The sequence below is a fragment of the Dickeya sp. Secpp 1600 genome, from assembly GCF_003049805.1.
Classification (GTDB): Bacteria; Pseudomonadota; Gammaproteobacteria; order Enterobacterales; family Enterobacteriaceae; genus Dickeya; species Dickeya fangzhongdai.
This window is the reverse complement of sequence record NZ_CP023484.1, coordinates 1,308,695-1,331,868: the sequence shown is the minus strand read 5'-3', so window position 1 is coordinate 1,331,868 and position 23,174 is coordinate 1,308,695. Positions and strand designations below refer to the sequence as shown.

At 56.6% G+C, this 23,174-nt stretch carries 28 protein-coding genes and 1 riboswitch; of the genes, 15 read left to right on the top strand and 13 right to left on the bottom strand.

Translation table 11 applies throughout. The features are described from left to right. Window positions 1-80 precede the first annotated feature (80 nt). From ybeD to lipA, 3 genes are all read left to right on the top strand, one after another. Window positions 81-344: a DUF493 family protein YbeD gene (gene ybeD / locus CPA59_RS06075; protein WP_013316963.1), complete on the top strand. Its 264-nt coding sequence runs from the start codon at window positions 81-83 to the stop codon at window positions 342-344. 190 nt (window positions 345-534) lie between these two features. Then, window positions 535-1,227, top strand: a complete 693-nt coding sequence (gene lipB, locus CPA59_RS06070; RefSeq protein WP_107760770.1) for a lipoyl(octanoyl) transferase LipB — start codon at window positions 535-537, stop codon at window positions 1,225-1,227. Between the two features lie 180 nt (window positions 1,228-1,407). Beyond that, on the top strand, window positions 1,408-2,373 hold the full coding sequence (gene lipA, locus CPA59_RS06065; RefSeq protein ID WP_038918268.1) for a lipoyl synthase: 966 nt from the start codon (window positions 1,408-1,410) through the stop codon (window positions 2,371-2,373). A gap of 105 nt (window positions 2,374-2,478) precedes the next feature. On the opposite strand, the gene tatA is transcribed toward lipA, so the two are convergent. Further along, window positions 2,479-2,694, bottom strand: a complete 216-nt coding sequence (gene tatA, locus CPA59_RS06060) for a Sec-independent protein translocase subunit TatA (protein WP_038660971.1) — start codon at window positions 2,692-2,694, stop codon at window positions 2,479-2,481. Window positions 2,695-2,847: 153 nt separating this feature from the next. Next, window positions 2,848-3,636 carry a deaminated glutathione amidase gene (locus tag CPA59_RS06055; RefSeq protein ID WP_049854197.1) on the bottom strand — a complete coding sequence of 263 codons (789 nt, stop codon included), beginning with the start codon at window positions 3,634-3,636 and terminating at the stop codon, window positions 2,848-2,850. An 88-nt stretch (window positions 3,637-3,724) separates the two neighbouring features. Next, a riboswitch (Fluoride riboswitch) is annotated at window positions 3,725-3,784 on the top strand. Between the two features lie 59 nt (window positions 3,785-3,843). On the opposite strand from CPA59_RS06055, the gene crcB reads away from it, so the two are divergent. Continuing rightward, entirely contained in the window at window positions 3,844-4,227 is a 384-nt protein-coding gene (gene crcB, locus CPA59_RS06050) for a fluoride efflux transporter CrcB (protein ID WP_038918265.1), read from the top strand. A 68-nt stretch (window positions 4,228-4,295) separates the two neighbouring features. On the opposite strand, the gene cspE is transcribed toward crcB, so the two are convergent. Then, the gene (gene cspE / locus CPA59_RS06045) at window positions 4,296-4,505 is read right to left on the bottom strand and encodes a transcription antiterminator/RNA stability regulator CspE (protein ID WP_009113827.1); all 210 of its coding nucleotides are present in this window, start codon (window positions 4,503-4,505) and stop codon (window positions 4,296-4,298) included. 216 nt (window positions 4,506-4,721) lie between these two features. Here cspE and CPA59_RS06040 point away from each other — a divergent pair, with 216 nt between their 5' ends. Beyond that, complete coding sequence (locus tag CPA59_RS06040; RefSeq protein ID WP_107758887.1) at window positions 4,722-5,420, top strand: aspartate/glutamate racemase family protein; 699 nt, start codon at window positions 4,722-4,724, stop codon at window positions 5,418-5,420. Between the two features lie 345 nt (window positions 5,421-5,765). On the opposite strand, the gene ypfM is transcribed toward CPA59_RS06040, so the two are convergent. Continuing rightward, the gene (gene ypfM, locus CPA59_RS23280; RefSeq protein ID WP_139348332.1) at window positions 5,766-5,825 is read right to left on the bottom strand and encodes a protein YpfM; all 60 of its coding nucleotides are present in this window, start codon (window positions 5,823-5,825) and stop codon (window positions 5,766-5,768) included. 230 nt (window positions 5,826-6,055) lie between these two features. Between ypfM and CPA59_RS06035 the strand changes: the two genes are divergently transcribed. The 4 genes from CPA59_RS06035 to CPA59_RS06020 are packed head-to-tail and all read left to right on the top strand — an operon-like array spanning window position 6,056 to window position 8,445. Further along, window positions 6,056-6,439 (top strand): ArsC family reductase, encoded by a 384-nt coding sequence (locus CPA59_RS06035; RefSeq protein ID WP_049854196.1) that lies wholly within the window; start codon window positions 6,056-6,058, stop codon window positions 6,437-6,439. Next, window positions 6,420-7,547, top strand: coding sequence for a succinyl-diaminopimelate desuccinylase (gene dapE / locus CPA59_RS06030; RefSeq protein ID WP_038918262.1), 1,128 nt, complete (start codon window positions 6,420-6,422; stop codon window positions 7,545-7,547). The genes CPA59_RS06035 and dapE overlap by 20 nt, the downstream gene beginning before the upstream one ends. Beyond that, on the top strand, window positions 7,544-8,218 hold the full coding sequence (locus CPA59_RS06025; protein WP_038918261.1) for a M15 family metallopeptidase: 675 nt from the start codon (window positions 7,544-7,546) through the stop codon (window positions 8,216-8,218). The genes dapE and CPA59_RS06025 overlap by 4 nt, the downstream gene beginning before the upstream one ends. A 38-nt stretch (window positions 8,219-8,256) precedes the next feature. After that, window positions 8,257-8,445, top strand: coding sequence for a YpfN family protein (locus CPA59_RS06020; protein WP_022632647.1), 189 nt, complete (start codon window positions 8,257-8,259; stop codon window positions 8,443-8,445). Between the two features lie 161 nt (window positions 8,446-8,606). Here CPA59_RS06020 and ypfH read toward each other — a convergent pair whose 3' ends face one another. From ypfH to dapA, 6 genes are all read right to left on the bottom strand, one after another. Continuing rightward, window positions 8,607-9,293: an esterase gene (gene ypfH / locus CPA59_RS06015; RefSeq protein ID WP_100849142.1), complete on the bottom strand. Its 687-nt coding sequence runs from the start codon at window positions 9,291-9,293 to the stop codon at window positions 8,607-8,609. A 324-nt stretch (window positions 9,294-9,617) separates the two neighbouring features. After that, window positions 9,618-11,636, bottom strand: coding sequence for a tRNA(Met) cytidine acetyltransferase TmcA (locus tag CPA59_RS06010; RefSeq protein WP_107758886.1), 2,019 nt, complete (start codon window positions 11,634-11,636; stop codon window positions 9,618-9,620). A gap of 19 nt (window positions 11,637-11,655) precedes the next feature. Continuing rightward, complete coding sequence (locus tag CPA59_RS06005; RefSeq protein ID WP_038918258.1) at window positions 11,656-12,108, bottom strand: DUF441 domain-containing protein; 453 nt, start codon at window positions 12,106-12,108, stop codon at window positions 11,656-11,658. Between the two features lie 204 nt (window positions 12,109-12,312). Then, complete coding sequence (purC, locus tag CPA59_RS06000) at window positions 12,313-13,026, bottom strand: phosphoribosylaminoimidazolesuccinocarboxamide synthase (protein ID WP_022632643.1); 714 nt, start codon at window positions 13,024-13,026, stop codon at window positions 12,313-12,315. Window positions 13,027-13,154: 128 nt separating this feature from the next. Beyond that, window positions 13,155-14,195, bottom strand: coding sequence for an outer membrane protein assembly factor BamC (gene bamC, locus CPA59_RS05995; protein WP_107758885.1), 1,041 nt, complete (start codon window positions 14,193-14,195; stop codon window positions 13,155-13,157). A 16-nt stretch (window positions 14,196-14,211) separates the two neighbouring features. Beyond that, on the bottom strand, window positions 14,212-15,090 hold the full coding sequence (gene dapA, locus CPA59_RS05990; RefSeq protein ID WP_038661016.1) for a 4-hydroxy-tetrahydrodipicolinate synthase: 879 nt from the start codon (window positions 15,088-15,090) through the stop codon (window positions 14,212-14,214). Between the two features lie 147 nt (window positions 15,091-15,237). Here dapA and CPA59_RS05985 point away from each other — a divergent pair, with 147 nt between their 5' ends. From CPA59_RS05985 to arsC, 4 genes are all read left to right on the top strand, one after another. Further along, on the top strand, window positions 15,238-15,807 hold the full coding sequence (locus CPA59_RS05985; RefSeq protein ID WP_038918254.1) for a glycine cleavage system transcriptional repressor: 570 nt from the start codon (window positions 15,238-15,240) through the stop codon (window positions 15,805-15,807). Between the two features lie 2 nt (window positions 15,808-15,809). Next, window positions 15,810-16,277: a thioredoxin-dependent thiol peroxidase gene (gene bcp / locus CPA59_RS05980; RefSeq protein ID WP_038918253.1), complete on the top strand. Its 468-nt coding sequence runs from the start codon at window positions 15,810-15,812 to the stop codon at window positions 16,275-16,277. Window positions 16,278-16,452: 175 nt separating this feature from the next. After that, the gene (locus CPA59_RS05975) at window positions 16,453-17,916 is read left to right on the top strand and encodes a M48 family metallopeptidase (protein ID WP_049854192.1); all 1,464 of its coding nucleotides are present in this window, start codon (window positions 16,453-16,455) and stop codon (window positions 17,914-17,916) included. A 14-nt stretch (window positions 17,917-17,930) separates the two neighbouring features. Beyond that, the gene (gene arsC, locus CPA59_RS05970) at window positions 17,931-18,287 is read left to right on the top strand and encodes an arsenate reductase (glutaredoxin) (RefSeq protein ID WP_049854191.1); all 357 of its coding nucleotides are present in this window, start codon (window positions 17,931-17,933) and stop codon (window positions 18,285-18,287) included. Between the two features lie 9 nt (window positions 18,288-18,296). Here the strand turns inward: arsC and hda are convergent, their stop codons facing one another. The 3 genes from hda to upp form a co-directional block, all read right to left on the bottom strand. Next, window positions 18,297-19,004, bottom strand: a complete 708-nt coding sequence (hda, locus tag CPA59_RS05965) for a DnaA inactivator Hda (RefSeq protein WP_038918249.1) — start codon at window positions 19,002-19,004, stop codon at window positions 18,297-18,299. Between the two features lie 115 nt (window positions 19,005-19,119). Continuing rightward, a complete protein-coding gene (gene uraA / locus CPA59_RS05960; RefSeq protein WP_038918248.1) occupies window positions 19,120-20,409 on the bottom strand; it encodes a uracil permease in 1,290 nt (429 codons plus the stop codon). Window positions 20,410-20,589: 180 nt separating this feature from the next. After that, window positions 20,590-21,216 carry a uracil phosphoribosyltransferase gene (upp, locus tag CPA59_RS05955; protein WP_013316936.1) on the bottom strand — a complete coding sequence of 209 codons (627 nt, stop codon included), beginning with the start codon at window positions 21,214-21,216 and terminating at the stop codon, window positions 20,590-20,592. A 272-nt stretch (window positions 21,217-21,488) separates the two neighbouring features. Here upp and purM point away from each other — a divergent pair, with 272 nt between their 5' ends. After that, entirely contained in the window at window positions 21,489-22,526 is a 1,038-nt protein-coding gene (purM, locus tag CPA59_RS05950; RefSeq protein WP_039694842.1) for a phosphoribosylformylglycinamidine cyclo-ligase, read from the top strand. Further along, window positions 22,526-23,164 carry a phosphoribosylglycinamide formyltransferase gene (gene purN / locus CPA59_RS05945; RefSeq protein ID WP_038918246.1) on the top strand — a complete coding sequence of 213 codons (639 nt, stop codon included), beginning with the start codon at window positions 22,526-22,528 and terminating at the stop codon, window positions 23,162-23,164. Before purM ends, purN begins: the two co-directional genes overlap by 1 nt. The last annotated feature ends 10 nt before the right edge of the window (window positions 23,165-23,174 follow it).

Genomic DNA, 23,174 nt, shown 5'->3' with positions numbered 1-23,174 from the left:
AACAGGATTTCGGTCATACTTAACACTCCCGCTTCGGCGGGAGTGATAATTTTGTACTAATGAATGACTCTGGAGTCGCCATGAAAACCAAACTCAACGAATTGCTTGAATTTCCATGCTCATTTACCTACAAGGTCATGGGGCTGGCAAAACCGGAGCTGGTGGATCGGGTTGTGGAAGTGGTTCAGCGCCATGCTCCCGGCGACTATAACCCGCAAATCAAGCCCAGCACCAAAGGCAACTACCATTCGGTGTCGATTACTATCATCGCCACCCATATCGAGCAGGTAGAAACGCTGTACGAAGAACTGGGTAACATCGATATTGTACGTGTGGTGCTGTAAGCCCGCCGCTCTCTGACCTTGTCTCCTTAATACGGAGACAAGCGAGGAAACCGCTATTCGCTGTAGCATCACCCCGCTATAATTGCGCTCATTCTTTCTTCACCCGACGATGACACTCTTGCAACAGGATACGATCACAGTACGTGACACGATGATAGTACGTGATGCGATGATAGTACGTGACGCGATCATGGTCAGTGACACGATCATAGTGCGCCAGTTGGGCGTACAGCCTTACGAGCCGGTATCACAGGCCATGCATACCTTTACCGAACAACGGGACAGCCACAGTTTTGACGAATTGTGGCTGGTGCAGCATCCGCCGGTCTTTACCCAGGGACAGGCGGGCAAAGCCGAACATGTTCTGATGCCCGGCGACATCCCGGTGATTCAAAGCGATCGCGGCGGTCAGGTGACCTACCACGGCCCCGGTCAGCAGGTGATGTATGTGCTGATCGATATCAAACGTCGCAAAGTTGGCGTACGTCAGTTGGTAACCGCTATCGAAAATACCGTCGTCAATACGCTGGCGCATTACGCCGTTGACGCACACGCCCGCCCCGACGCCCCCGGCGTCTACGTCGGCGAACGGAAAATCTGCTCACTGGGCCTGCGCATCCGTCACGGCTGCTCGTTTCACGGGCTGGCGCTGAACATTGCGATGGATCTGTCCCCTTTCCTGCGCATCAACCCTTGCGGCTATGCCGGTATGGCGATGACTCAACTTAGCGAACAGGTTCCCGGCGCAACGGTAGCCGAAACCGCGCCAGTAATGGTGAACGCGTTTATGGAACTGCTGGATTACCGGCAGCAGGAATGGCTGGAGTGGAACTGGTCGCAGCAAGGGGCCCCACATCCGCTGAGCGCGCCAGACGCAGCCTGACGCCGTTAAATTACATTTTATTTACATAATTTCTGTATTTTGTCCCCCAATGGCTGCTCGTCGGCGGACAAAGATGATATAATTTTGTGAGCTTTTTAAAAAAAAGTTTAACAACTCACGTAATCCAATGAATTTTATATAAATTCATAACAGCGATTCAGAACTGGAAATTACGCAAACATGAGTAAACCGATTCAGATCGAACGTGGCGTCAAATACCGCGATGCAGACAAAATGGCCCTGATCCCGGTACGTACCGTCGTCACCGAGCGTCAGGAGATGCTCCGCAAGCCGGAATGGATGAAAATCAAATTACCTGCGGACTCCAGCCGAATTCAGGGCATCAAGGACGCCATGCGCCGTAATGGTCTGCACTCGGTTTGCGAAGAGGCATCCTGCCCTAACCTGGCGGAGTGCTTCAATCACGGCACCGCCACGTTCATGATCCTCGGCGCCATCTGTACCCGCCGTTGCCCGTTCTGCGATGTCGCCCACGGCCGCCCGCTGACCCCGGATGCCAACGAGCCGGAAAAACTGGCTCAGACCATTCACGATATGGGGCTGCGTTATGTGGTGATCACCTCGGTTGACCGCGATGACCTGCGTGACGGCGGCGCCCAGCATTTTGCCGACTGCATCAGCGCCATTCGTCGTAAAAACCCGAGCATCAGAATTGAAACGCTGGTGCCGGATTTCCGTGGCCGTATGGATCGGGCGCTGGATATTCTGACCGTCACGCCGCCGGACGTATTTAACCACAACCTGGAAAACGTGCCGCGTCTCTACCGCCAGGTACGTCCGGGCGCCAACTATGAATGGTCGTTGCAGCTGCTGGAAAAATTCAAAGCCGCGCATCCCAATATTCCGACCAAGTCCGGTCTGATGGTTGGTCTGGGCGAGACCAATGATGAAATTCTGGATGTAATGCGCGATCTGCGTCGCCACGGCGTGACCATGCTGACGCTGGGCCAGTACCTGCAGCCGAGCCGCCACCACCTACCGGTACAACGTTATGTGCCGCCGGAAGAGTTTGAGGAAATGAAGGCGGAAGCGCTGGCGATGGGCTTTACCCACGCCGCCTGCGGTCCGTTCGTTCGTTCGTCCTACCACGCCGACTTGCAGGCCAAAGGGATTGAGGTGAAATAACGGGCTACAGCCTGCAATATCCCCTTACAAAATGACACAAGCAACACAAAAAGCGGATGGCAAAGCCCTCCGCTTTTTTATTTTGATGCCTGTCAGCGCTGATAATTATTCTTTAGGACGATTTTCGCTGATAGCGGCTGGATGTTCATCCTGAGCGGAAGATTTTGCCGCCGGCGCCGGCTGCTCATCACTCATGGATTTCTTGAAGCCTTTGATAGCGGCACCCAGATCGCTGCCCAGACTGCGCAGTTTATTGGTGCCGAACAGCAGAACAATCAAGGCGCCAATCACTAAGAGCTTGGCAATACTGATACCTTCCATACATACCTACCTGATGATGTGAGCTGGAAAAGCCAGCGCGCTTTACATCGCTCTTTTTTAAATCGATACACCGAATAAGGCAATGGTCATCTGTAACAAAGTAAGACGCCCATCGCCAGTCGCTGTTTTTATCCGGCATGTGATGCCTTGCTGTTATCGTAGTACAGGCGGCTTAAAACGGTTGTGATGCAGCACAGGTAACTGGCGACGAACAGCTTGAATACGCTCCAGCTTCAGTTCCGCCAGCAGCAATTCAGGCTGTTCGGCAGCCTGGGCAATAACCACGCCCATCGGGTCCACCACCATGCTATTGCCGATATTCCTGTCGCTACACTCCCCTGTCGCCACCAGATAACAGGTGTTCTCCAGCGCCCGGGTCCGGGCCAGCAATTCCCAGTGCGCTTCCTTCTGCGGGCCTTTCACCCAGGCCGCCGGCACTACCAGCACATCGGCGCCGTTGACCGCCAGTTGGCGCGCCATCTCGGCGAAACGGATGTCGTAGCACACCATCAGCCCGACACGCATTCCCGCCACCTCCACCACCGGCGGCAGGGCCGTTCCCGGCGTCACCCGTCGAGACTCCTGCACCGTAAAAGCGTCATACAAATGCAGCTTGTGGTAATGAACCAACACTTCGCCTCGCCGGATAACCAACAGCGTATTGTGCACACGACCATCCGCCGCCGGAGTATGCAGGGTAAACACCACGCTGATATCCAGCGACTGGCTGGCGGTCAGCAACTGGCTGACAAACGGGCCGGTGATCGGCTGGGCGCAACCGACTCCCCATTCCGGGTCCGTGTTGTCTCGCGCCAGCACCGCCTCCGGCAGCACCAGCAGATCAGCCCCGGCGGACGCCGCCTGGGCCATTAATGTTATGCACGTCTGGGCGTTGTCCTGCCATAAACGTTGCACGGCAAACTGGCCGAGCGCCACTTTCATATCTGGCTCCTTCATACATAACAGGCGGATACATTTGGTAAAACTACCACGGCTATAAAAAACATCGGCATGCGGGTAAACTTTAATAGCCAGTAACGGAGATGACATTCCTCCATAACCGCCTTCGGCTGATGATGTCTACGAGTCCCTCAATCGGGCGTGCCCTTTCGAGATTAGCCCAACTTACCCTTGAATGAAAAGGTGACTATGTATAGTACGTTACTTGCTGTTTTTATTGGCGGCGGGATTGGCAGCGTCGCGCGCTGGCAACTCAGCGTGCGCTTTAATAACCTGTTTCCCCAGATTCCCGCCGGCACACTGCTGGCCAACCTGATCGGCGCCTTCATTATCGGCGCGGCCATGAGCTATTTCATGCGCCAGCCCGACCTTCCGCCACACTGGAAACTGTTGCTCACGACCGGTTTTTGCGGCGGGCTGACAACATTCTCGACTTTTTCCTACGAAATGATTGCCCTGCTGCAGAGCGGCGAATGGGCCGCAGCGCTGTTCAATTTGCTGCTCAATCTGCTCGGTTCACTGATCATGACGGCGCTGGCGTTTGCGCTGGTAGGCTGGCTAAGCGCCCACTGAGAGATGGGATAAAGAGGATACAAAATAAAAACCCGCCATCAGGCGGGTTTTTCAGGAAATCGGTATAATTAAATAGCGATAACGTTAGCAGCAGAAGGTCCTTTAGCGCCGCTGGTGATTTCAAACTCTACGCGCTGACCTTCAGCCAGGGTTTTGAAACCGTTGCTCTGGATAGCAGAGAAGTGAACGAATACGTCCTTGCTGCCATCTTCCGGAGTAATGAAACCGAATCCTTTGGACTCATTAAACCACTTAACGCTACCTTTAATCTTAGACATCAAACTTACCTTTACATGAATGAACGACACAAAATCTGTGTCAAATACAGTACAGCAAGTAGCGGCGCATTTGTCCAGCCGAACATCACCAAAAAGTGATAAAACATGATAAAAAAGCGAACTGACTCCATTCACTCCGCATATTTATAAGCCACAACCGCATTATTTGGTATCTTACACGCAGTTAGCCACTTTTTTTGGTCATCCCAAACAACTATGCAGAAAATGCTGGGGTTACTTGGCGGTATGAGCTGGGAGTCGACCCTGCCTTATTACCGTATCATCAACCAATATGTGAAAGAGACATTAGGTGGGCTGCATTCCGCCCGGTTGCTGCTGCATAGCGTTGATTTTTATGATATCGAAAAAATGCAGTCTTCCGGCGACTGGGAGGCCGCGGCCGATTACTTGTCACAGGCCGCCATCGGGCTGAAACAGGCTGGCGCAGATGCCATTGTCATCTGTACCAACACCATGCATAAAGTCGCCGACCAGGTCGAACAGCGTTGTCAGTTGCCAATAATCCATATCGCTGACGCCGCCGCGGCCGAAATACAGCGGCAACAACTTGCCACCGTCGCGCTGCTGGGCACCCGCTATACCATGGAGCAGAGCTTCTATCGCGGCCGCCTGACTGAGCGTTTCGGCATCCAGGTGCTGATACCCGACCCGCTACAACGTGATGAAATCAATCGCATCATTTTCGATGAACTCTGCCTTGGGCAGATTCGCGATGAATCTCGTCAGGTTCTCTGCCGCATCATTGCCGATCTGCAGCAAAACGGCGCGCAGGGCGTGATATTAGGGTGTACCGAATTACCGCTATTGATCCGCCCGGATGATGTGATGATTCCGCAGTTGGATACCACGCAACTGCACGCGCTTGCAGCGGCACGCTTTGCTTTGGGTCAATGAGTCACGTTCGCACAGACAGGCAAAGGCAAATAATAGCCTCTTTTATTTACTCAGGCTTCCTCATTTAGCCAGCGTCATCCCCGGCAGCAGATCGAAAAACATGAGCGAAAAATTGAGAGATTCGTCACAAAAATGAGAAGAAAAAAACGGGGTAAAACGCGGGAGTTTATGAATAACACACTCACCTTAAGCGAAAATTAATTTTTAAAAATCAGCCTATTAAAACCAGTTTTTATCACATAAAAAAAGCAGCAACCCGTGGATTGCTGCTTTGGTGATACTCAATTAGGGACCTGGTGACTAATGACAGTAAATGAAATTGTACTAGTCTAAATACATCAGCAATTACTTACGCAGCATTGCGTCGATGAAGCTTTTCCAGTTGTTGAGTTCGACTTCGATCATGATGGTAGCTCCTTAGAGATTTGTTGTCTTACGGGGTTATTATACGCTTCTTTTTTGACCAAGATAAAGACTTTGGGGCGCAAAAATGTGCTCTCTTTCGCATTTCCGCAACATAGCCAACCAACTCAACCCCATGATTTCTTAAGATAATTTTAATACTCTGCCGTATCCGGCGTTTATGTTGTATGCTTTTTTCCCTTATGACATGAAAAATAACGGATTTTAAACATATGGCCATCATCCTGTACGGCATTAAGAATTGCGACACCATAAAAAAGGCCCGTCGCTGGCTGGAAGACCATCAGATTGACTACCGTTTTCATGACTATCGGGTCGACGGGCTGGAAGAGGAACGCCTGCAATCCTTTATCGATCGCACAGGCTGGCAACCGCTGCTGAATACCCGGGGCACCACCTGGCGTAAACTGGAAGAAGCGTACCGTAACACCATCGACAATGAAGCGGCGGCAAAAGCTGTTATGCTGGAGCAACCCGCGTTGATCAAACGCCCGCTGCTGGAGACTGATGACGGAAAAACTCTGCTCGGTTTCAGCGACGACAGCTATCAGCACTTTTTTACGGAGAACACCTCACATGTCTTGCCCGGTAATTGAACTGGCCCAGCAGCTCATCAAACGCCCGTCTCTCAGTCCGGATGACGCCGGCTGCCAGGCGCTCATGATTGAACGCCTGCAGGCCATCGGCTTCATCGTCGAAAAGCTGGATTTCGGCGATACCCAAAATTTCTGGGCCTGGCGCGGTCAGGGAAAAACGCTGGCGTTCGCCGGTCATACCGACGTAGTGCCTGTCGGTGATAACAACCAGTGGCAGACGCCGCCGTTTGAACCCGCTATTCGTGACGGCATGTTGTACGGTCGCGGCGCGGCGGACATGAAAGGCTCGCTGGCGGCAATGGTAGTGGCGGCGGAGCGTTTTGTCGCTGCGCACCCCAATCATCAGGGTCGACTGGCGTTTCTTATTACTTCCGACGAGGAAGCCAGCGCCGTCAACGGCACCGTCAAGGTCGTGGAAACGCTGATGGCGCGTCAGGAGCGGCTGGACTACTGCCTGGTCGGCGAACCGTCCAGTACCGATCGGGTCGGCGATGTGGTGAAAAACGGCCGGCGCGGCTCTATCACCGCCAATCTGCGGATTCACGGCGTTCAGGGTCATGTCGCTTATCCGCATCTGGCGGACAACCCGGTGCATCGGGCCATGCCGGCGCTGAATGAACTGGTGGCGACCGTCTGGGACCAGGGCAACGAATTCTTCCCGCCTACCAGCATGCAGATAGCCAACATTAACGCCGGCACCGGCAGCAATAACGTCATTCCCGGCGAGCTATACGTGCAATTCAATTTCCGCTTTAGCACTGAGCTGACCGATGAGCTAATTAAACAGCAGGTCAAAGCTCTGCTTGATCGTCACCAGCTTAACTACACGCTGGAATGGCAACTGTCAGGTCATCCGTTCCTGACCGGCCGCGGCGAACTGGTGGATGCAGTGGTCAACGCCGTTGAACACTACAGTGAAATCACCCCACAGCTCCTGACTACCGGCGGCACCTCGGATGGTCGCTTTATTGCCCGCATGGGCGCACAGGTGGTGGAGCTGGGGCCGGTCAACGCCACGATTCATAAAGTGAACGAGTGCGTCAGCGCCGCCGACCTGCAACTGCTGAGCCGCATGTATCAACGCGTTATGGAGCAATTGATCGCATGATGTCTTCCGCCTGTCTGACCGGCAAAAGCGCCCATCATCTGGTGACGTTAAGCGGGTCGCATCGCCTGCAACCTGAAGCGGTCGCGGCGTTTACGGCCATGCAGCAGGCGGCGCGGCAAGATGGATTCAACCTGCAACCCGCCAGTACGTTTCGGGATTTCGAGCGTCAGCGGCAAATCTGGAACGGCAAGTTTACCGGTCAGCGCCCGTTGCTGGATCAACACAGCCAGCCGCTAGACGCCCTCGCGCTGGACGAAGGCGCGCGTTGCGAGGCGATCCTGCGCTGGTCGGCGCTGCCGGGCGGCAGCCGTCACCACTGGGGCAGCGACCTGGATATTTATGACCCCGACCGCTTGCCCGCCGGCCAAAAACTGCAGCTGGAACCATGGGAATATCAGCCGGGCGGTTATTTTGCCGAACTCAGCGACTGGCTGACGCAACACATGGCCGCATTCGGCTTTTACCGGCCGTTCGCGCAGGACAGCGGCGGCATCGCCATTGAGCCCTGGCATCTCAGCTATGCGCCGCTGGCCCGCCTCGCCATGGCTCAGTTAACGCCGGAACACATTCTGCAAGCCTGGCAAGGCGAAGACATTGCCGGCCGGAGCTGGCTGGAGCCGAATCTGCCGATGTTGTTCCAGCGCTTTATACTGTCTGTTGAGGCACAATAACCCCGTTAACACGGGATATCTGTATATGAGGAACAACCATGGGATGGCTGGCTGATTACTGGTGGGTAATACTGCTGGTGTTACTGGGAATGCTGGTCAACGGCATCAAGGAGCTGAGCCGCCTTGATCATAAACGTTTTCTGCATGATAAACCGCCGTTGCCGCCGCACCGCGACAATAATGCGCAGTGGGACGACGAAGACGACTGGCCGCAGAAAAAGCCCTGACCCTGCACGCTGAAAACCACAAGGCCGGGCCACCCGATGGCGACCCGGCCTTCTTATTTTATAGCGACCTTCTGACTTATTACGATAAGCGCACTGTCAGTTGGTTAACAAAGTATCCGTCGGTTAACAAAATGTCCATCGGTTAACGACATGCCCGCCGGTTAGCGAAATGCCACCAGTTCGCCGCGCGCGCCCATCACCGCCTCATCCCAGAAGCGTTTCGGGATGTAATGATGCAGCCGGTCCAGCGCGTTATCCATCATGCGGCCGTCAATGGCATGCCCCAGTTGCGGCACCAGATCCAACGTGAAATCCGACCCCTGGGCACGCAGACTCTGTGCGGCCTGGCGAGCGTGATCCGCCGTAATCACCGGGTCCTCCTCGCCATGAATCAGGTGAACCACGACATCATACAACGGCTGCTCCGGCAACGCGGCAAAGCGGCCGCTAAACGCCACGGCCCGCCCGGCCAGATTTTTCTCCGCTTTCAATGCCTCAAGGATCATGATTGACCCTTGAGAAAAACCGATCAACGCAGTGTGGGAATAATCGATTCCCGTAGTTTCCTGCCAGTAGCGAACGGTTTCGATAAACCGCGGCATAATGGCGTTGACGCGACGAGCGCGATTATCCTCGGTGACGCCCTGTACCGAAAACCACTGGCGCCCTTCGCCCAGACCAATCGCTTCCGGACCGCCAACGCTGATAACCTGCGCCATAGGGAACGCCTCGGCAAAATAACGGCCGATCTGACCCATGGAAACCGGATTGTCGCCCACGCCATGAAATAGCAAAAACAACTGCTTAGGTGAAGGTGGATTTTGCACCACAAAATAGTCATGCTTCATATCGCCTCTCCTGCGGTTACCTTCAGGGGAAACCGTCTGTTCAAAAAATTTCAGTTGTCACTATACGCCCCTCGATAGCGGGTCAATATTGAGGTTTATTGAACAAGTCATTCCATTATCCTGTATCAGGATCAGTGTATATGAACGCAGGAAACCGGCAGGCCGAATCACAGTTCAAGTTACAAAATTGTGATCGCTACCACTTGAAATGAATTTGGAAAAGGAAACCACTTCTTTCGCTATGACACCATTCTCGTTATAAAGCTATTCTCTCTATAAAACCATTCTCGCCACAAAACAGTTGTCGCGATAAAACAGTTTTATTTATAAAACAATATCATGCCAACGTTGCCACTCAGCTTCGTCCAGTTGGCGCAGCGCCTGAGTCGCCTCCGCCCGCCAGCGCTGAACCAGCGCCTTTCTCCCCGCCAGTTGAAGCTGATGAACGCACTCCGCCGCGCTTCGCCCTTGCTCAAGCCATAGCCTCAAGGCGATTAATGCCATCGGCGATCGCATCATCAGGCGTGACAGCGCCCCCTGACAGGCCTCTGGCGGACGGTGGGCCATAGCAAATCCCACCAGATTGCGCCAATCATCCGCCGTGATCGTCTGATCCTCCACCAGCGGCAAATTCAGCGCCAATGGGATATCACGCCGCAGCCAGAACCAGTCCCGGATCAGTTCACGGTATGCTGACGCTGCCAACGCGCTGCCCGCTTCGCTGAGCGGAAACAACGCCATTGCGCTGTAACACCCGCTGCTGGCGTCAATATGGCTGCCGATACGCGCCAGTTGAAACCCGCAACGCTGCCAGAACCGCCACAATGCCGGCTGAAAACCGAAGCTGACCGACAGAAAATCCAGCTGTTCCTGCTGCGCCCGTTGCTGCTGCTCCCGGACCAGCGCCTGCCCGATCCCTTGACCACGCTGCGCCGCCAGCACCGCAATCCGGCTGATGCGGCGCGACCGTAATACCGGCGCCCACCACTGATTGCCGTGCGCCGCCAGCGACTGCGCCACCAGATTTCCTCTCGGCCGACGTCGCCCGGCCCAGACGTCCTGCGCCAGCGCCTCCGGCAACCCGCCCTCATCCACCAGCCAGATAACGCCGCCAACCTGCTCGTCGACACAGGCGCTGGCGATATGCATGCCGGGTGCATCCAGCAGGCGGCGTAAATCCAGCGGCGAAGTACGGTAGTGGGCGCTGCAGAGCAATCCATAGCACCCGGCAAGGCGTTCAGGTCGACTCAGCCAGTCGTCGCGCCGCTCCAGCCGAATCGCCGGTGACCCCGGCAACCGTTCCGGCACCTGTTTTTCGGCGTCAAACAGCATCACCCGATCGACGATATTCTCCAGCGGATCCTGCTCTGCCCAGCGTAGCGGCGCCGTCAGTTCAATCGCCTGCCAGTCCGGCAGTGACGCGCAGAATTTCAGCAGAAAACCGCGCCCCGTCCCTTCATACCCTTGTACCGTGGTCGTCATCACCACCCGACGGAAAAACGGCAACAACGCCTGCAATAACGGGGCAGGAATCGCCGCCGCCTCATCGATCAACAACCACTCCACCGGCGGTGCGCCATGTTGCTGACAGAACGCCAATAGCGCATCCGGCGCCCAGAACGTTGCCGCATCGCCAGCCTGACGCAGCAGGATTTCGCCGGCGGCGCGCGACGGCGCGCTCACCCAGCAGGCCCCCTGACACTGACGCGCCAGCATGCCGGCCAGCGTCGACTTGCCGCGTCCGCGCGGCGCGGTGATCACGGACACCGAGCAAGAGGTGCGCAGCAATTGCTGCAATACAGCCTGCTGACAGGAGGTCGCTTCGCCAGTGGCCGGCTGCCAGTCTGAACGGCGATGGGGAAGCGCTATCACCGGCTCGGCGTCCTGCTGGCGCCACAGCACAACCTCGTCATCGCGCAACAGCTGGTGCTGCGCATGTCGGATAAATCGGGGGGTGGCTATCGGCTCCGGTTGCTCGCTCCAGCGCAGGCTGTCCGTATCCGGACAATCGGGCCAGCGCTCCCACTCCGGAACCAGCAGGAGCAGCCAACTGCCGGCCCGGAGCGCGCCGGCCAGCATCGCCAGCGCCTCCGCATCCAGCCCGTCGCGGGCATCGAACACCGCATGCAGAAACTCCCGGCCCAGCACGCCACGCACGTTCCGCGGCGCTATCGCCGTCGTCCCCTCCGGCGCCGACGCGCTGACCCACAGCCAGTCGCCGGGCAACAAGGCGCTCAGGCGCTGTGCCTGAGCGCAGCACCAGTCGGACTGGCCGCTCAGTACCAACAGACGGCGAATGCCGTAACGCTGCTGATATTGCTGGCTGACAACAAAAGACTCCACGACACGCCCCGAAGAAAACTTAGCCTTTGCCGATCAGCAACGACAGCAACCCTGCCGCAATCAGCGGCCCCACCGGCACGCCGCGGAACAACGCCACACCCATCACGGTACCGACCAGCAGGCCGGCCACCACCGACGGCTGATTGCTCATCAGCGTCACCCCGCGCCCGCCCAGCCAGGATACGGCTACGCCGATCGCCACGGCCAGCAGCGATTTCCAGTGCAAAAAAGAGTAGAACACGTCGCCGGCGGAAATCTTGCCGCTGGCAATCGGCGCCATCACCCCGATGGTCAGCACCAGCACCCCAAACGACAGACCATATTTTTCCACCCACGGAAAATAGTGATTCAGCGGCGTAATACGCACCACTACCAGAAACAGAATAGCCAGCGTAACGGTCATGTTCTGGCTGATAATGCCGAGAGCGGCCAGCGCCAGTAAAATAAGCAGAGTCGGGTCAAAAAAGGCCATGAAACATCCTTGCCGGAATCAGTCAATGCGTAGGCGGGAGATAATAACACTCATTGGACAGGGACAGCATAGCGACTGCAACGCTGCCAGGGATAAACCGGCGGCGGATTCGGGGGAAATGTATAGTCTGCCATCATCAGGCAACAGACTCATTCTGGCAGCCGGAAACGAAGGCCGCCTGCCAGAACGTAAACGATTGCGCTGTTAGTCTAATTTAACACCCAGACGGTGTGCGACTTCCTCGTAGGCTTCAATCAGGCCGCCCAGGCTCTGACGGAAACGGTCTTTATCCATCTTGTTCAGGGTTTCTTTGTCCCACAGACGGCTGCCATCCGGCGAGAACTCATCACCCAGCACAACTTCGCCCTTGAACAGACCGAACTCCAGCTTGAAGTCCACCAGAATCAGACCAGCGTCGCCAAACAGCTTGCTCAGTACCTCGTTGGCTTTGTAGCTGAGTTCTTTCATCCGCGCCAGATTCTCTTCGCTTACCCAGCCGAAGGTCTTGCAGTAGGACTCATTCACCATCGGGTCGTGCATGGCGTCGTTTTTCAGGAACAAATCGAACAACGGCGGATTGAGGATTTCACCTTCCGTGATGCCCAGACGTTTAACCAGCGAACCTGCCGCACGGTTACGCACCACGCACTCGACCGGCACCATCTCCAGCTTCTTCACCAGCACTTCGGTGTCAGACAGCAGGCTCACCATCTGGGTCGGGATCCCGGCCTCTTCCAGCTTGGTCATGATGAAGTGGTTGAACTTGTTGTTCACCATCCCTTTACGATCAAACTGCTCAATGCGAGCGCCATCCCCTGCTGACGTATCATTGCGGAACTCCAGCACCAGCAGATCCGGATCTTCCGTGGTGTAGACCGTTTTCGCTTTTCCGCGATACAACTCAGCTAGCTTTTGCATCTTTCATTACTCCACACAAGTAAGGGCCACCCGCACCGGGCCCGTTAATTGAACGTGTTGATAAATCCATCACGTTGATGACAAATGAAGAAGGGCCGGAGAACCCGACCCTTATACGTTATTGCGTTTTACGACTTGCTGAACGCGGCCTGGAACACGGCGACCAGCGCATCATTTTGCGACTGGCTTAGCGTATGCCCTTTCGAATCGATGAATTGCAGCGTGCTGCGGTTACCCAAATCGCCGACCTGCAGTTTGTAATCTCCGTTCGGCAATTCCGGGTCGTGCACGCCCAGTTCATTCCAGGTGCCGCTGCCCGGCGCCTTATAGCTGACAGACACCGAACCTTGCGGACGGCTGCGATCGTTGACGGTCATACCGACCTTCTCCAGCGCCTTCGGCAGACGGTCCCATACCTGATTGTAGGAACCGCGCACCACCAGCAACGGCAGGCCGGAATCATCGGCGCCGCTCTGGACATTCAACTGCTGGCTGTTACGACTGGCCTGCGCGCTGTCGTTATCGTTCAGACGTTTGTCCAGTTCGTCGGACAGCGTATTGAGCATCAGCGCGGTATAACGCTGAATTTCGCTGCGATCCGTCACCGGGCTGGTATTCTGCTGCAGATCCAGCAGTTTCACGGTCAGCGCCAGCTGATACCCCTGCGTCTGCAGGCTTATCTGATAACGCGCCTGATGCGCTACATCCTCGTCTTCACGCTTCCAGTTGACCCAATCGGTCGTCAGCGTCCGGCTGGCGTCCTGACGGCTGGCGATCGTATAGCCTTTTGACTGGAGAACCTGCGTCAGCACCGTCCACAGGCTGCTGTTGCGCGCATTGTTTTCCAGCAATAACGTGGCGCTATTGCCGGAAACCTGACCGCGGGAACCATTCAACAAAGCCAATGGCTGCATCGGCGGACGAATATCCAGCGCCTTGCCTACCAGCCCATTCTGGTTGACCGGAGGAACCTCGTAATCCCCATTCTGCACCGGCAGAATCAGACCGGACGGCACATTCAGCGCCCGGTGCTCGGGGGTTTTCAGATAGGATTCATCGCCGTTGACCTGACGCTTGTAGCGTTGATCGCTGGTACAGGCGGCCAGCAACATGATCAGCGAAACACCGACAACTTTTGCCACCATCGACTTTTGCAATGAAGAACTCATCAAATCTCCCTAACGGTTACAGCAGACCCGCCTGCTTCATGGCCTGCTCCATCACGTCGCGACCGGCATCGGTCAGCGGCGTCATCGGCAGACGAAGCGTGTCGGTCGCCATCAATCCCAATGCCTTACAGGCCCATTTCACCGGAATCGGATTGGGTTCAACAAACAGTTTCTGATGCAGCGGCATCAGACGCTGATTCAGACGGCGGGCTTCAACGAAATTCCCTTGCGCCGCCAGCTCGCACAACGCCGCCATTTCGCGGGCTGCGATGTTGGCTGTCACGGAAATCACGCCGTCGCCACCCAGTTGCATGAAGTCCAGCGAGCTGGCGTCATCGCCGCTCAGCAGAATGAAATCTTCATGAACCAGCTCTTGGATCTGACTGACCCGGCTTAAGTTCCCGGTCGCTTCCTTGATCGCGACAATATTTTTGACTTCCGACAGACGGGCGACGGTTTCCGGCAACATGTCACAACCGGTACGGGACGGCACGTTGTAGAGGATCTGCGGCAGGTCGGTGTGCTCGGCAATCGCCTTAAAGTGCAGGAACAAGCCGTTCTGAGTCGGCTTGTTGTAATACGGCGTCACGGTCAGGCACCCGGCCACGCCCGTGTCGTTGAAACGCTGGGTGAGGGAAATCGCCTCAGCGGTCGAATTGGCGCCGGTGCCGGCAATAACCGGGATACGGCCATCGCTCAGTTCCAGCGTCAGCATCACCACGTCGCCATGCTCATCGTGACTCAAGGTGGCGGACTCGCCGGTGGTTCCCACCGACACAATCGCGGAAGTTCCGCTAGCGACATGATAATCAATCAGTTTTTTCAGGCTTGCACGATCAACGGCACCTTTGTCGTCCATCGGCGTAACCAGAGCAACAATACTACCCGTAAACATTGGCCATCCCCTCCACAAACAAGTGCTTCATGGTACTTTTGACTTCTATGCAAAAGCAAGCTTGCAACCGCGGTTGTCAGCGCTTGGCAGGTGGTTTTTTTTATGTTTACCATGTTACTCCCAACATTTTGTACAGGAAGCACTATTTTGCCGCGCCCACAAGAACACTATCTGGTCATTACCGCGTTGGGGACCGACCGTCCCGGTATCGTCAATACGATTACCCGCCACGTCAGCAGTTGTGGCTGCAACATCGAAGATAGCCGACTTGCGATGCTGGGCACGGAGTTCACCTTTATCATGCTGCTGTCCGGCAGTTGGAACGCGATTACGCTTATCGAATCCACCCTGCCGCTCAAGGGCGCCGAGCTGGATTTGCTGATCGTGATGAAACGCACCGAATCGCAGTCCCGCCCGCCGATGCCGGCCACCGTGTGGGTCAAGGTGGATGTCGCTGACTCACCACACATCATTGAACGCTTTACCGATCTGTTCGATTCCCATCAAATGAACATTGCCGAGCTGGTGTCCAAAACCCGCCCCGCCGATGGCGATACGCCGCCGCAACTGTACATCCAGATTACGGCGCACAGCCCGGCCATGCAGGCAGGTTCAATTATTGAGCCGGCCTTTCATCAGCTATGTACAGAACTGCACGCGCAAGGCAGTATTAGCGTTGTGAACTATCCACAGCACGAAGAGAAAGATGGAGAGTAGTGATGACCACACTGAAAGCCGGTGATATCGCACCGAAATTTAGCTTGCCCGACCAGGATGGCGAACAAGTTAATTTGGCCGACTTCCAGGGACAGCGGGTGTTGGTGTATTTCTATCCCAAGGCCATGACACCAGGTTGCACCGTGCAAGCCTGTGGGCTTCGCGATAACATGGACGAACTGAAAACGCTCGGCGTTGAGGTTCTTGGCATCAGCACCGATAAACCGGAAAAATTGTCCCGCTTTACTGAAAAAGAGCTGCTGAATTTTACCCTGCTGGCCGATGAGGATCACCAGGTGGCGGCACAGTTCGGCGTCTGGGGTGAAAAAACCTTCATGGGGAAAACCTACGACGGTATTCACCGGGTCAGTTTCCTGATCAACGCCGAAGGCAACATCGAAAAAGTGTTCGATGATTTCAAAACCAGTAACCACCACGACATCGTGCTGAATTACCTGAAAGGCGCCTGAGTCCTTTCCTTCCCGATTATTGCCGGCGCAGCGTCTGATGCGCCGGCAAACTGGTTTTCGCGCCGCATTTTCCGTTTTTTACGTCGTCTTTTTCCCCCACCCGTGTTTCATTGTGTGCCGCCGCTGGCTAAGATGATGGCAATTCTTTCAGGCTGTTCAGAAGGTTGTATCCGTTATGTCCTATCGGCTCAAACAGACGGTCATCGCCATGCTGGCAGGTGTGTTGCTGAGCGCAAGCCCGCAGGGTTTCCCGGCCGGCACACAGGAAAATCTGCCGGATATCGGCACCACCGCCGGCGGAACGCTCAGCATCAATCAGGAACTGGTGATGGGGGATTTCTATCTGCGCCAGTTGCGTGCCGGCGCGCCGCTGATTAACGACCCGCTGCTGCTGCAGTACATCAACCAACTGGGCGGGCGACTGGTCAAGTCGGCCGATTCCGTGCGTACTCCGTTCCATTTCTTTTTGGTCAATAACGACGAAATCAACGCCTTTGCCTTTTTTGGCGGCAATGTGGTGCTGCACTCCGGGCTGTTCCGCTACGTAGAGAATGAAAGCGAGTTGGCCTCGGTGCTGGCGCACGAAATCTCCCACGTGACCCAGCGCCATCTGGCACGCGCTATGGAAGCCCAGAAAGCCAACGCGCCGCTGGCCTGGGCCGGCGCTTTCGGCTCGCTGTTGCTGGCGATGGCGAATCCGCAGGCCGGATTCGCCGCGCTGAGCGGCACGCTGGCCGGCGCGCAGCAAAGCGTCATCAGCTTTACCCAGTCCAACGAACAGGAAGCGGACCGCATCGGGATTCAGGTGCTGCAACGCGCCGGATTCGACCCGCAGGCGATGCCCAATTTCCTGCAACGGCTGGCGGAGAGCTCCCGCTACGCCACCAAACCGCCGGAAATGCTGCTGACGCACCCGCTGCCGGAAAGCCGGCTGTCGGACGCCCGTAACCGCGCCAACCAGATGAAATCAATCCCGGTGCATTCCTCGCAGGATTTTCTGTTCGCCAAGGCTCGCGTGCTGGGCATGTACGGCTCGCAGGACAACCCGTATGGCGCCGCGTTGCTGGACAACTGGGCCAAAGGCAACGCGCGCGAGCAACAGGCCGCCCAATATGGCCGCGCGATCCGCGCCTATCAGGCCAAGAAATACGATGACGCGCGCGCCACGCTGCAACCGCTACTGGACAAGTCGCCGTCAAACCCCTGGTTTCTTGATCTGATGACCGATATTGATATCGGCCAACAGCACGCCGATCAGGCGGTCGCCCGCCTGCAGAAAGTGCCGGACGCGCAAGACAACCCGGTGCTGCAGCTCAACCTGGCCAACGCGATGGTGGAAAGCCGCAAATCTGCCGACGCCATCCGCATTCTGCGCAAATACACATACGCCCATCCGGACGATCCGAACGGCTGGGACTTACTGGCGCAGGCTTCCGCCGCGCAAAACATGCGCAGCGAAGAACTGGCGTCCCGGGCAGAGAGTCTGTCGCTAAACGGCAAGCTGGATCAGGCTATCCGCCTGTTAAGCAACGCCAGCTCACAAAGCAAACTCGGCAGCATGGATCAGGCGCGTTACGACGCCCGCATCGATCAACTGCGGGCGTTGCAGCAACGTTTCCGCCCTTATGAGAAATCCTGAAAAAGGTGAGTTGAATGACTAAACCGGTGACCATTTATCATAATCCTCGCTGCTCCAAGAGCCGCGAAACCCTGGCGTTGCTGCAGCAACAAGGCATCGAACCGGAAGTGGTGCTGTATCTGGACACGCCGCCGGATGCCGCCGCACTCGGTAAGCTGCTCAAACAACTGGGATTCGCCAGCGCACGCGAACTGATGCGCCGTAAAGAAGATCTGTACCGTGAGTTAAATCTGGCCGACGACAGCCTGACGGAAGCGCAACTGATTCAGGCGCTGGCGGACCACCCCAAACTGATTGAACGTCCGATCGTGGTCGCCAACGGCAAGGCTAAGCTCGGCCGACCGCCGGAGCAGGTGCTGGATATTCTGTGACGGAAAGCGTCACAGTCCGAGAATCTCTTTGACGAAAGGAATCGTCAGCTTACGCTGGGCGGTAATGGAAGCATGATCCAGCTGATCCAGCGTCATGAACAGCGTGCGCATCTCCCGATCCAGTCGTTTAAGCAGAAAACGGCTGACGTCTTCCGGCAGTTCAAAACCGCGCAGCCGGGCGCGCAACTGCAGTGCCTCGCCTTTCTCTTCATCCGACAGCGGCTGCAAGCGGTAGATCTGCCCCCAGTCGAGACGGGACGCCAGATCCGCCAGTTGCAGATTGATCTGGCGCGGCGGACGATCGCCGGTAATCAACAGCCGGGTGCGCCCGCCTTCCTGAATGCGGTTATACAGATTGAACATCGCCATTTCCCACGCCTCGTCGCCGGCAATCGACTCGATATTGTCGATGCAGACCAGCGCCAGTTGCTCCATTCCTTCCAGCACGTCCGGAACAAAATAGGCGCGTTTATCCAGCGGCACATAGCCGACCGCACGACCGAGGCGGGATAATTCCGCGCAAGCGGCATGCAACAGGTGGCTACGCCCGCCGCCTTCGCGCGACCAGAAATAGATATAGCTGCCATGTTCCTGATCCAGCGTCGTGTGGATAGCGGCCAGCAGAGACGTGTTTTCTCCCGGATAGAAACTGGCAAAAGTTTCGTCATCGGGTAAATAGAGTGGCAATGATAACTGTGCCGGAGTGTTCAGAAGCACCTCAAACCAAACAGGCAGGAAAACGGATCAAGTTTAGCATAGAAACCTTTTGCGATTGAACCGTCAACCGGCCGCTTCGCCGCATAGCCCGCCAGCGCACCGGCGGGCCGCGAGATTACTGTGCGGAAGCCTTGTCGTCCGTCTCGTCAATCACCTCTTCTTCCTTACGGAACACGCTGATGACGCGGAACAACAGGCTCAGGAACACGCCCACCACGGTTGCCAGCGCCATGCCTTTCAGCTCTACGGCGCCCAGATGGATTTTCGCGCCGCTGACGCCGATGATCAGGATCACCGAGGTCAGAATCAGATTCTGCGCCTTGTTGTAATCCACCTTGGATTCGATCAGCACCCGGATACCGGACGCGCCGATAACGCCGTACAGCAGCAGCGACACACCGCCCATCACCGGCACCGGCACCGCCTGAATCGCGGCGGCCAGTTTACCCACGCAGGAAAGCAGAATCGCGAGCACCGCCGCACCGCCAATGACCCAGGTGCTGTAAACCTTGGTGATCGCCAGCACGCCGATGTTCTCGCCATAGGTGGTATTCGGTGTGGAGCCAAAGAAACCGGACAGTATGGTGGACACGCCGTTGGCAAACAGAGAGCGGTGCAGACCCGGGTCGCGCACCAGATCTTTTTTCACGATATTGGCGGTCACCACCAGATGACCAATGTGCTCGGCAATCACCACCAGCGCAGCAGGCAGCACCGTCAGCATCGCCACCCACTCAAAACGCGGCGTGTAGAACGTCGGCAGCGCGAACCAGTGAGCCTGGGCGATCGGCGTCAGATCCACCACCCCCATAACGAAGGAGAGCGCATACCCCACCAATACGCCGATCAGGATCGGGATGATGGCCAGAAAACCGCGAAACAGCACGGATCCCAGTATGGTTACTCCCAGCGTCACCAGCGAAATGGTGACGGTTTTACTGTCCACGTCCGTGCCGGCGGCGGGCGACAACCCAGCCATGTTCGCCGCCACGCCCGCCAGCTCCAGACCGATCACCGCGACAATCGCGCCCATCGCCGCCGGCGGGAAAATCACATTCAGCCAGCCGGTCCCGGCTTTTTTCACCAGCAACGCCACCAGACAAAACAGCACGCCGCACAGAATAAAGCCGCCCAGCGCCACTTCATAGCCCAGCGGCAACAGCAGCAATACCGGAGAAATAAAGGCAAAGCTGGAACCGAGATAGGCCGGAATCTTGCCTCTACAGATAAACAGATAAAGCAGCGTGCCGATGCCGTTGAACAGCAACACGGTCGCCGGGTTGACCTTGAACAGAATCGGCACCAGCACGGTGGCGCCAAACATGGCGAACAGATGCTGGAAACTCAGCGGTATGGTTTGCAACAGCGGGGGGCGTTCACTGACGCCGATGGCGCGACGAGTCATCTTGTTTTCCTCTGTGTCTCAGACTGAAAAATACCGGGGGACCCGGCAGAAAGTTCAGCGCCGGCACACACCGGCGCAGAAAAAATGTCGCCATCCGTGGTATGCGCAAGAACACCCCGTCACGTCAGGAGCGGGCCGTAGCGTACGCAAAAAAAAGCCGACTCTGCAGTCGGCTGAATATCATTTGGTACCAAACAGTTTGTCGCCCGCATCGCCCAGGCCCGGCATGATGTAGCCGTGTTCGTTGAGGCCCTTGTCAATCGAGGCGGTGTACAGCTCCACATCCGGGTGCGCTTTCTCCAGCGCGGCGATCCCTTCCGGCGCCGCTACCAGCACCAGCACCTTGATGCTGCGGCAGCCGGCTTTTTTCAGCAGATCGATAGTGGCGATCATCGAGCCGCCGGTCGCCAGCATCGGGTCCACTACCAGCGCCATGCGCTCATCGATATTGGAAGCCAGTTTCTGAAAATAAGGCACCGGTTCCAGCGTCTGTTCGTCGCGGTACATCCCCACCACGCTGATGCGCGCGCTGGGCACGTTTTCCAGCACCCCTTCCATCATGCCGAGACCGGCGCGCAGAATGGGCACTACGGTAATTTTCTTACCTTTAATTTGGTCGACTTCGACCGGGCCGCACCAGCCTTCGATGGTCACCTTTTCCGTCGCCAGATCGGCGGTGGCTTCGTAGGTCAGCAAACTGCCGACTTCAGACGCCAGTTCACGGAAACGCTTGGTACTGACATCGTGCTCGCGCATCAGACCCAGTTTATGTTTGACGAGCGGGTGTTTCACCTCGACGATTTTCATTACTCTTTCTCCCCATCGGCAGTGGACGGCCAAAAAAATCGCGGGATTATACCGCTTTTTCGAATGTACGCCATAGATTCAAGTCTGATCCAAATCAAGCCGAAACGGAAATTACCGCCAGCCGATCCGCACACCCGCCGACGGTAGTCTTCATACCGGCCTGCCGAAACCGTCACGCCGCAAAGACACTACTCGCAAACGTTTGCTTACGCTGTTAGAATTAGCGCGCTCCATTTTTTAAACCAATCGTAACCTCCGTGGGGACTTCCGCAGTGACCGATAAAACCTCTCTCAGCTATAAAGACGCAGGCGTGGATATTGATGCTGGCAATGCATTGGTAGACCGTATCAAAGGTGTAGTGAAACAGACCCGTCGCCCGGAAGTCATGGGTGGATTGGGCGGTTTCGGTGCCCTGTGCGCCTTACCGCAAAAATACCGCGAACCGGTGCTGGTTTCCGGTACGGACGGTGTCGGCACCAAGCTGCGTCTGGCGATGGACCTGCAGCGTCACGATACGATTGGTATCGACCTGGTGGCGATGTGCGTCAACGATCTGGTGGTACAGGGCGCCGAGCCGCTGTTCTTCCTGGACTATTACGCCACCGGCAAGCTGGACGTGGACACCGCGGCCCGTGTTATCACCGGTATCGCCGAAGGCTGCAAACAGTCTGGTTGCGCGCTGGTTGGCGGTGAAACCGCCGAAATGCCCGGCATGTACCACGGCGACGACTATGATGTGGCCGGCTTCTGCGTCGGCGTAGTAGAAAAAGCCGATATCATCGACGGCAGCAAAGTACGTGAAGGCGACGCGCTGATCGCACTGGCGTCCAGCGGCCCGCACTCCAACGGCTACTCGCTGATCCGCAAGATCCTCGAAGTGAGCGGCGCCAACCCGGAACAGGTTCAGCTGGACGGCAAACCGCTGGCCGACCATCTGCTGGCCCCGACCAAAATCTACGTCAAATCGGTGCTGTCGTTGATCGAAAACGTAGACGTACACGCCATCTCCCACCTGACCGGCGGCGGCTTCTGGGAAAACATCCCGCGCGTGCTGCCGGAAGGCATGCAGGCGACCATCGACGAATCCAGCTGGCAGTGGCCGGCAGTATTCGAATGGCTGCAGCAGAGCGGCAACGTCAGCCGTCATGAAATGTACCGCACCTTTAACTGCGGCGTCGGCATGATTATCGCCCTGCCGGCGGATCAGGCGGAGCAGGCCATCGCCCACCTCAACGCCAACGGCGAAACCGCCTGGAACATCGGCGTGATTACCCGTACCAATGGCGGAGAGACAGTGGTTATTCAGTGATGAAAAACATCGTTGTCCTGATTTCAGGTCAGGGAAGCAATCTGCAGGCGTTGATCGACGCCTGTCAGAGCGGCCGCATCACAGGGCGAATCACCGCAGTATTCAGTAACAATCCAGAGGCTTTCGGTCTGGAACGAGCGCGTGACGCCGGCATCGCCGCCCACGCGCTGTTGCCGGGCGATTACGCCAGCCGCGCCGATTTCGATGACGCGCTGGCAGCCGAAATCGAGAAATATCAGCCGGACGTAGTGGTGCTGGCCGGATACATGCGTATCCTCAGCGCCGGATTCGTGGCGCGTTTCCTCGGCAAAATGCTGAATATCCATCCGTCGCTGCTGCCGAAATACCCCGGTCTGCACACCCATCGTAAAGCGCTGGAAAACGGCGACGGCGAGCACGGCACCTCGGTGCATTTCGTGACCGAAGAGCTGGACGGCGGCCCGGTGATCCTGCAGGCCAGAGTACCGGTTTTCCCGGGCGATACCGAGCAGGACGTGCAGGAACGGGTACAAACGCAGGAACACAGCATCTACCCGTTGGTGGTGGGCTGGTTTCTGGCCGGACGGCTGGCGTTGCGCGACAATCAGGCCTGGCTGGACGGCGACGTGATTCCGGCCAGCGGTTACGCCGCCGAGTAAGCCGACGCCT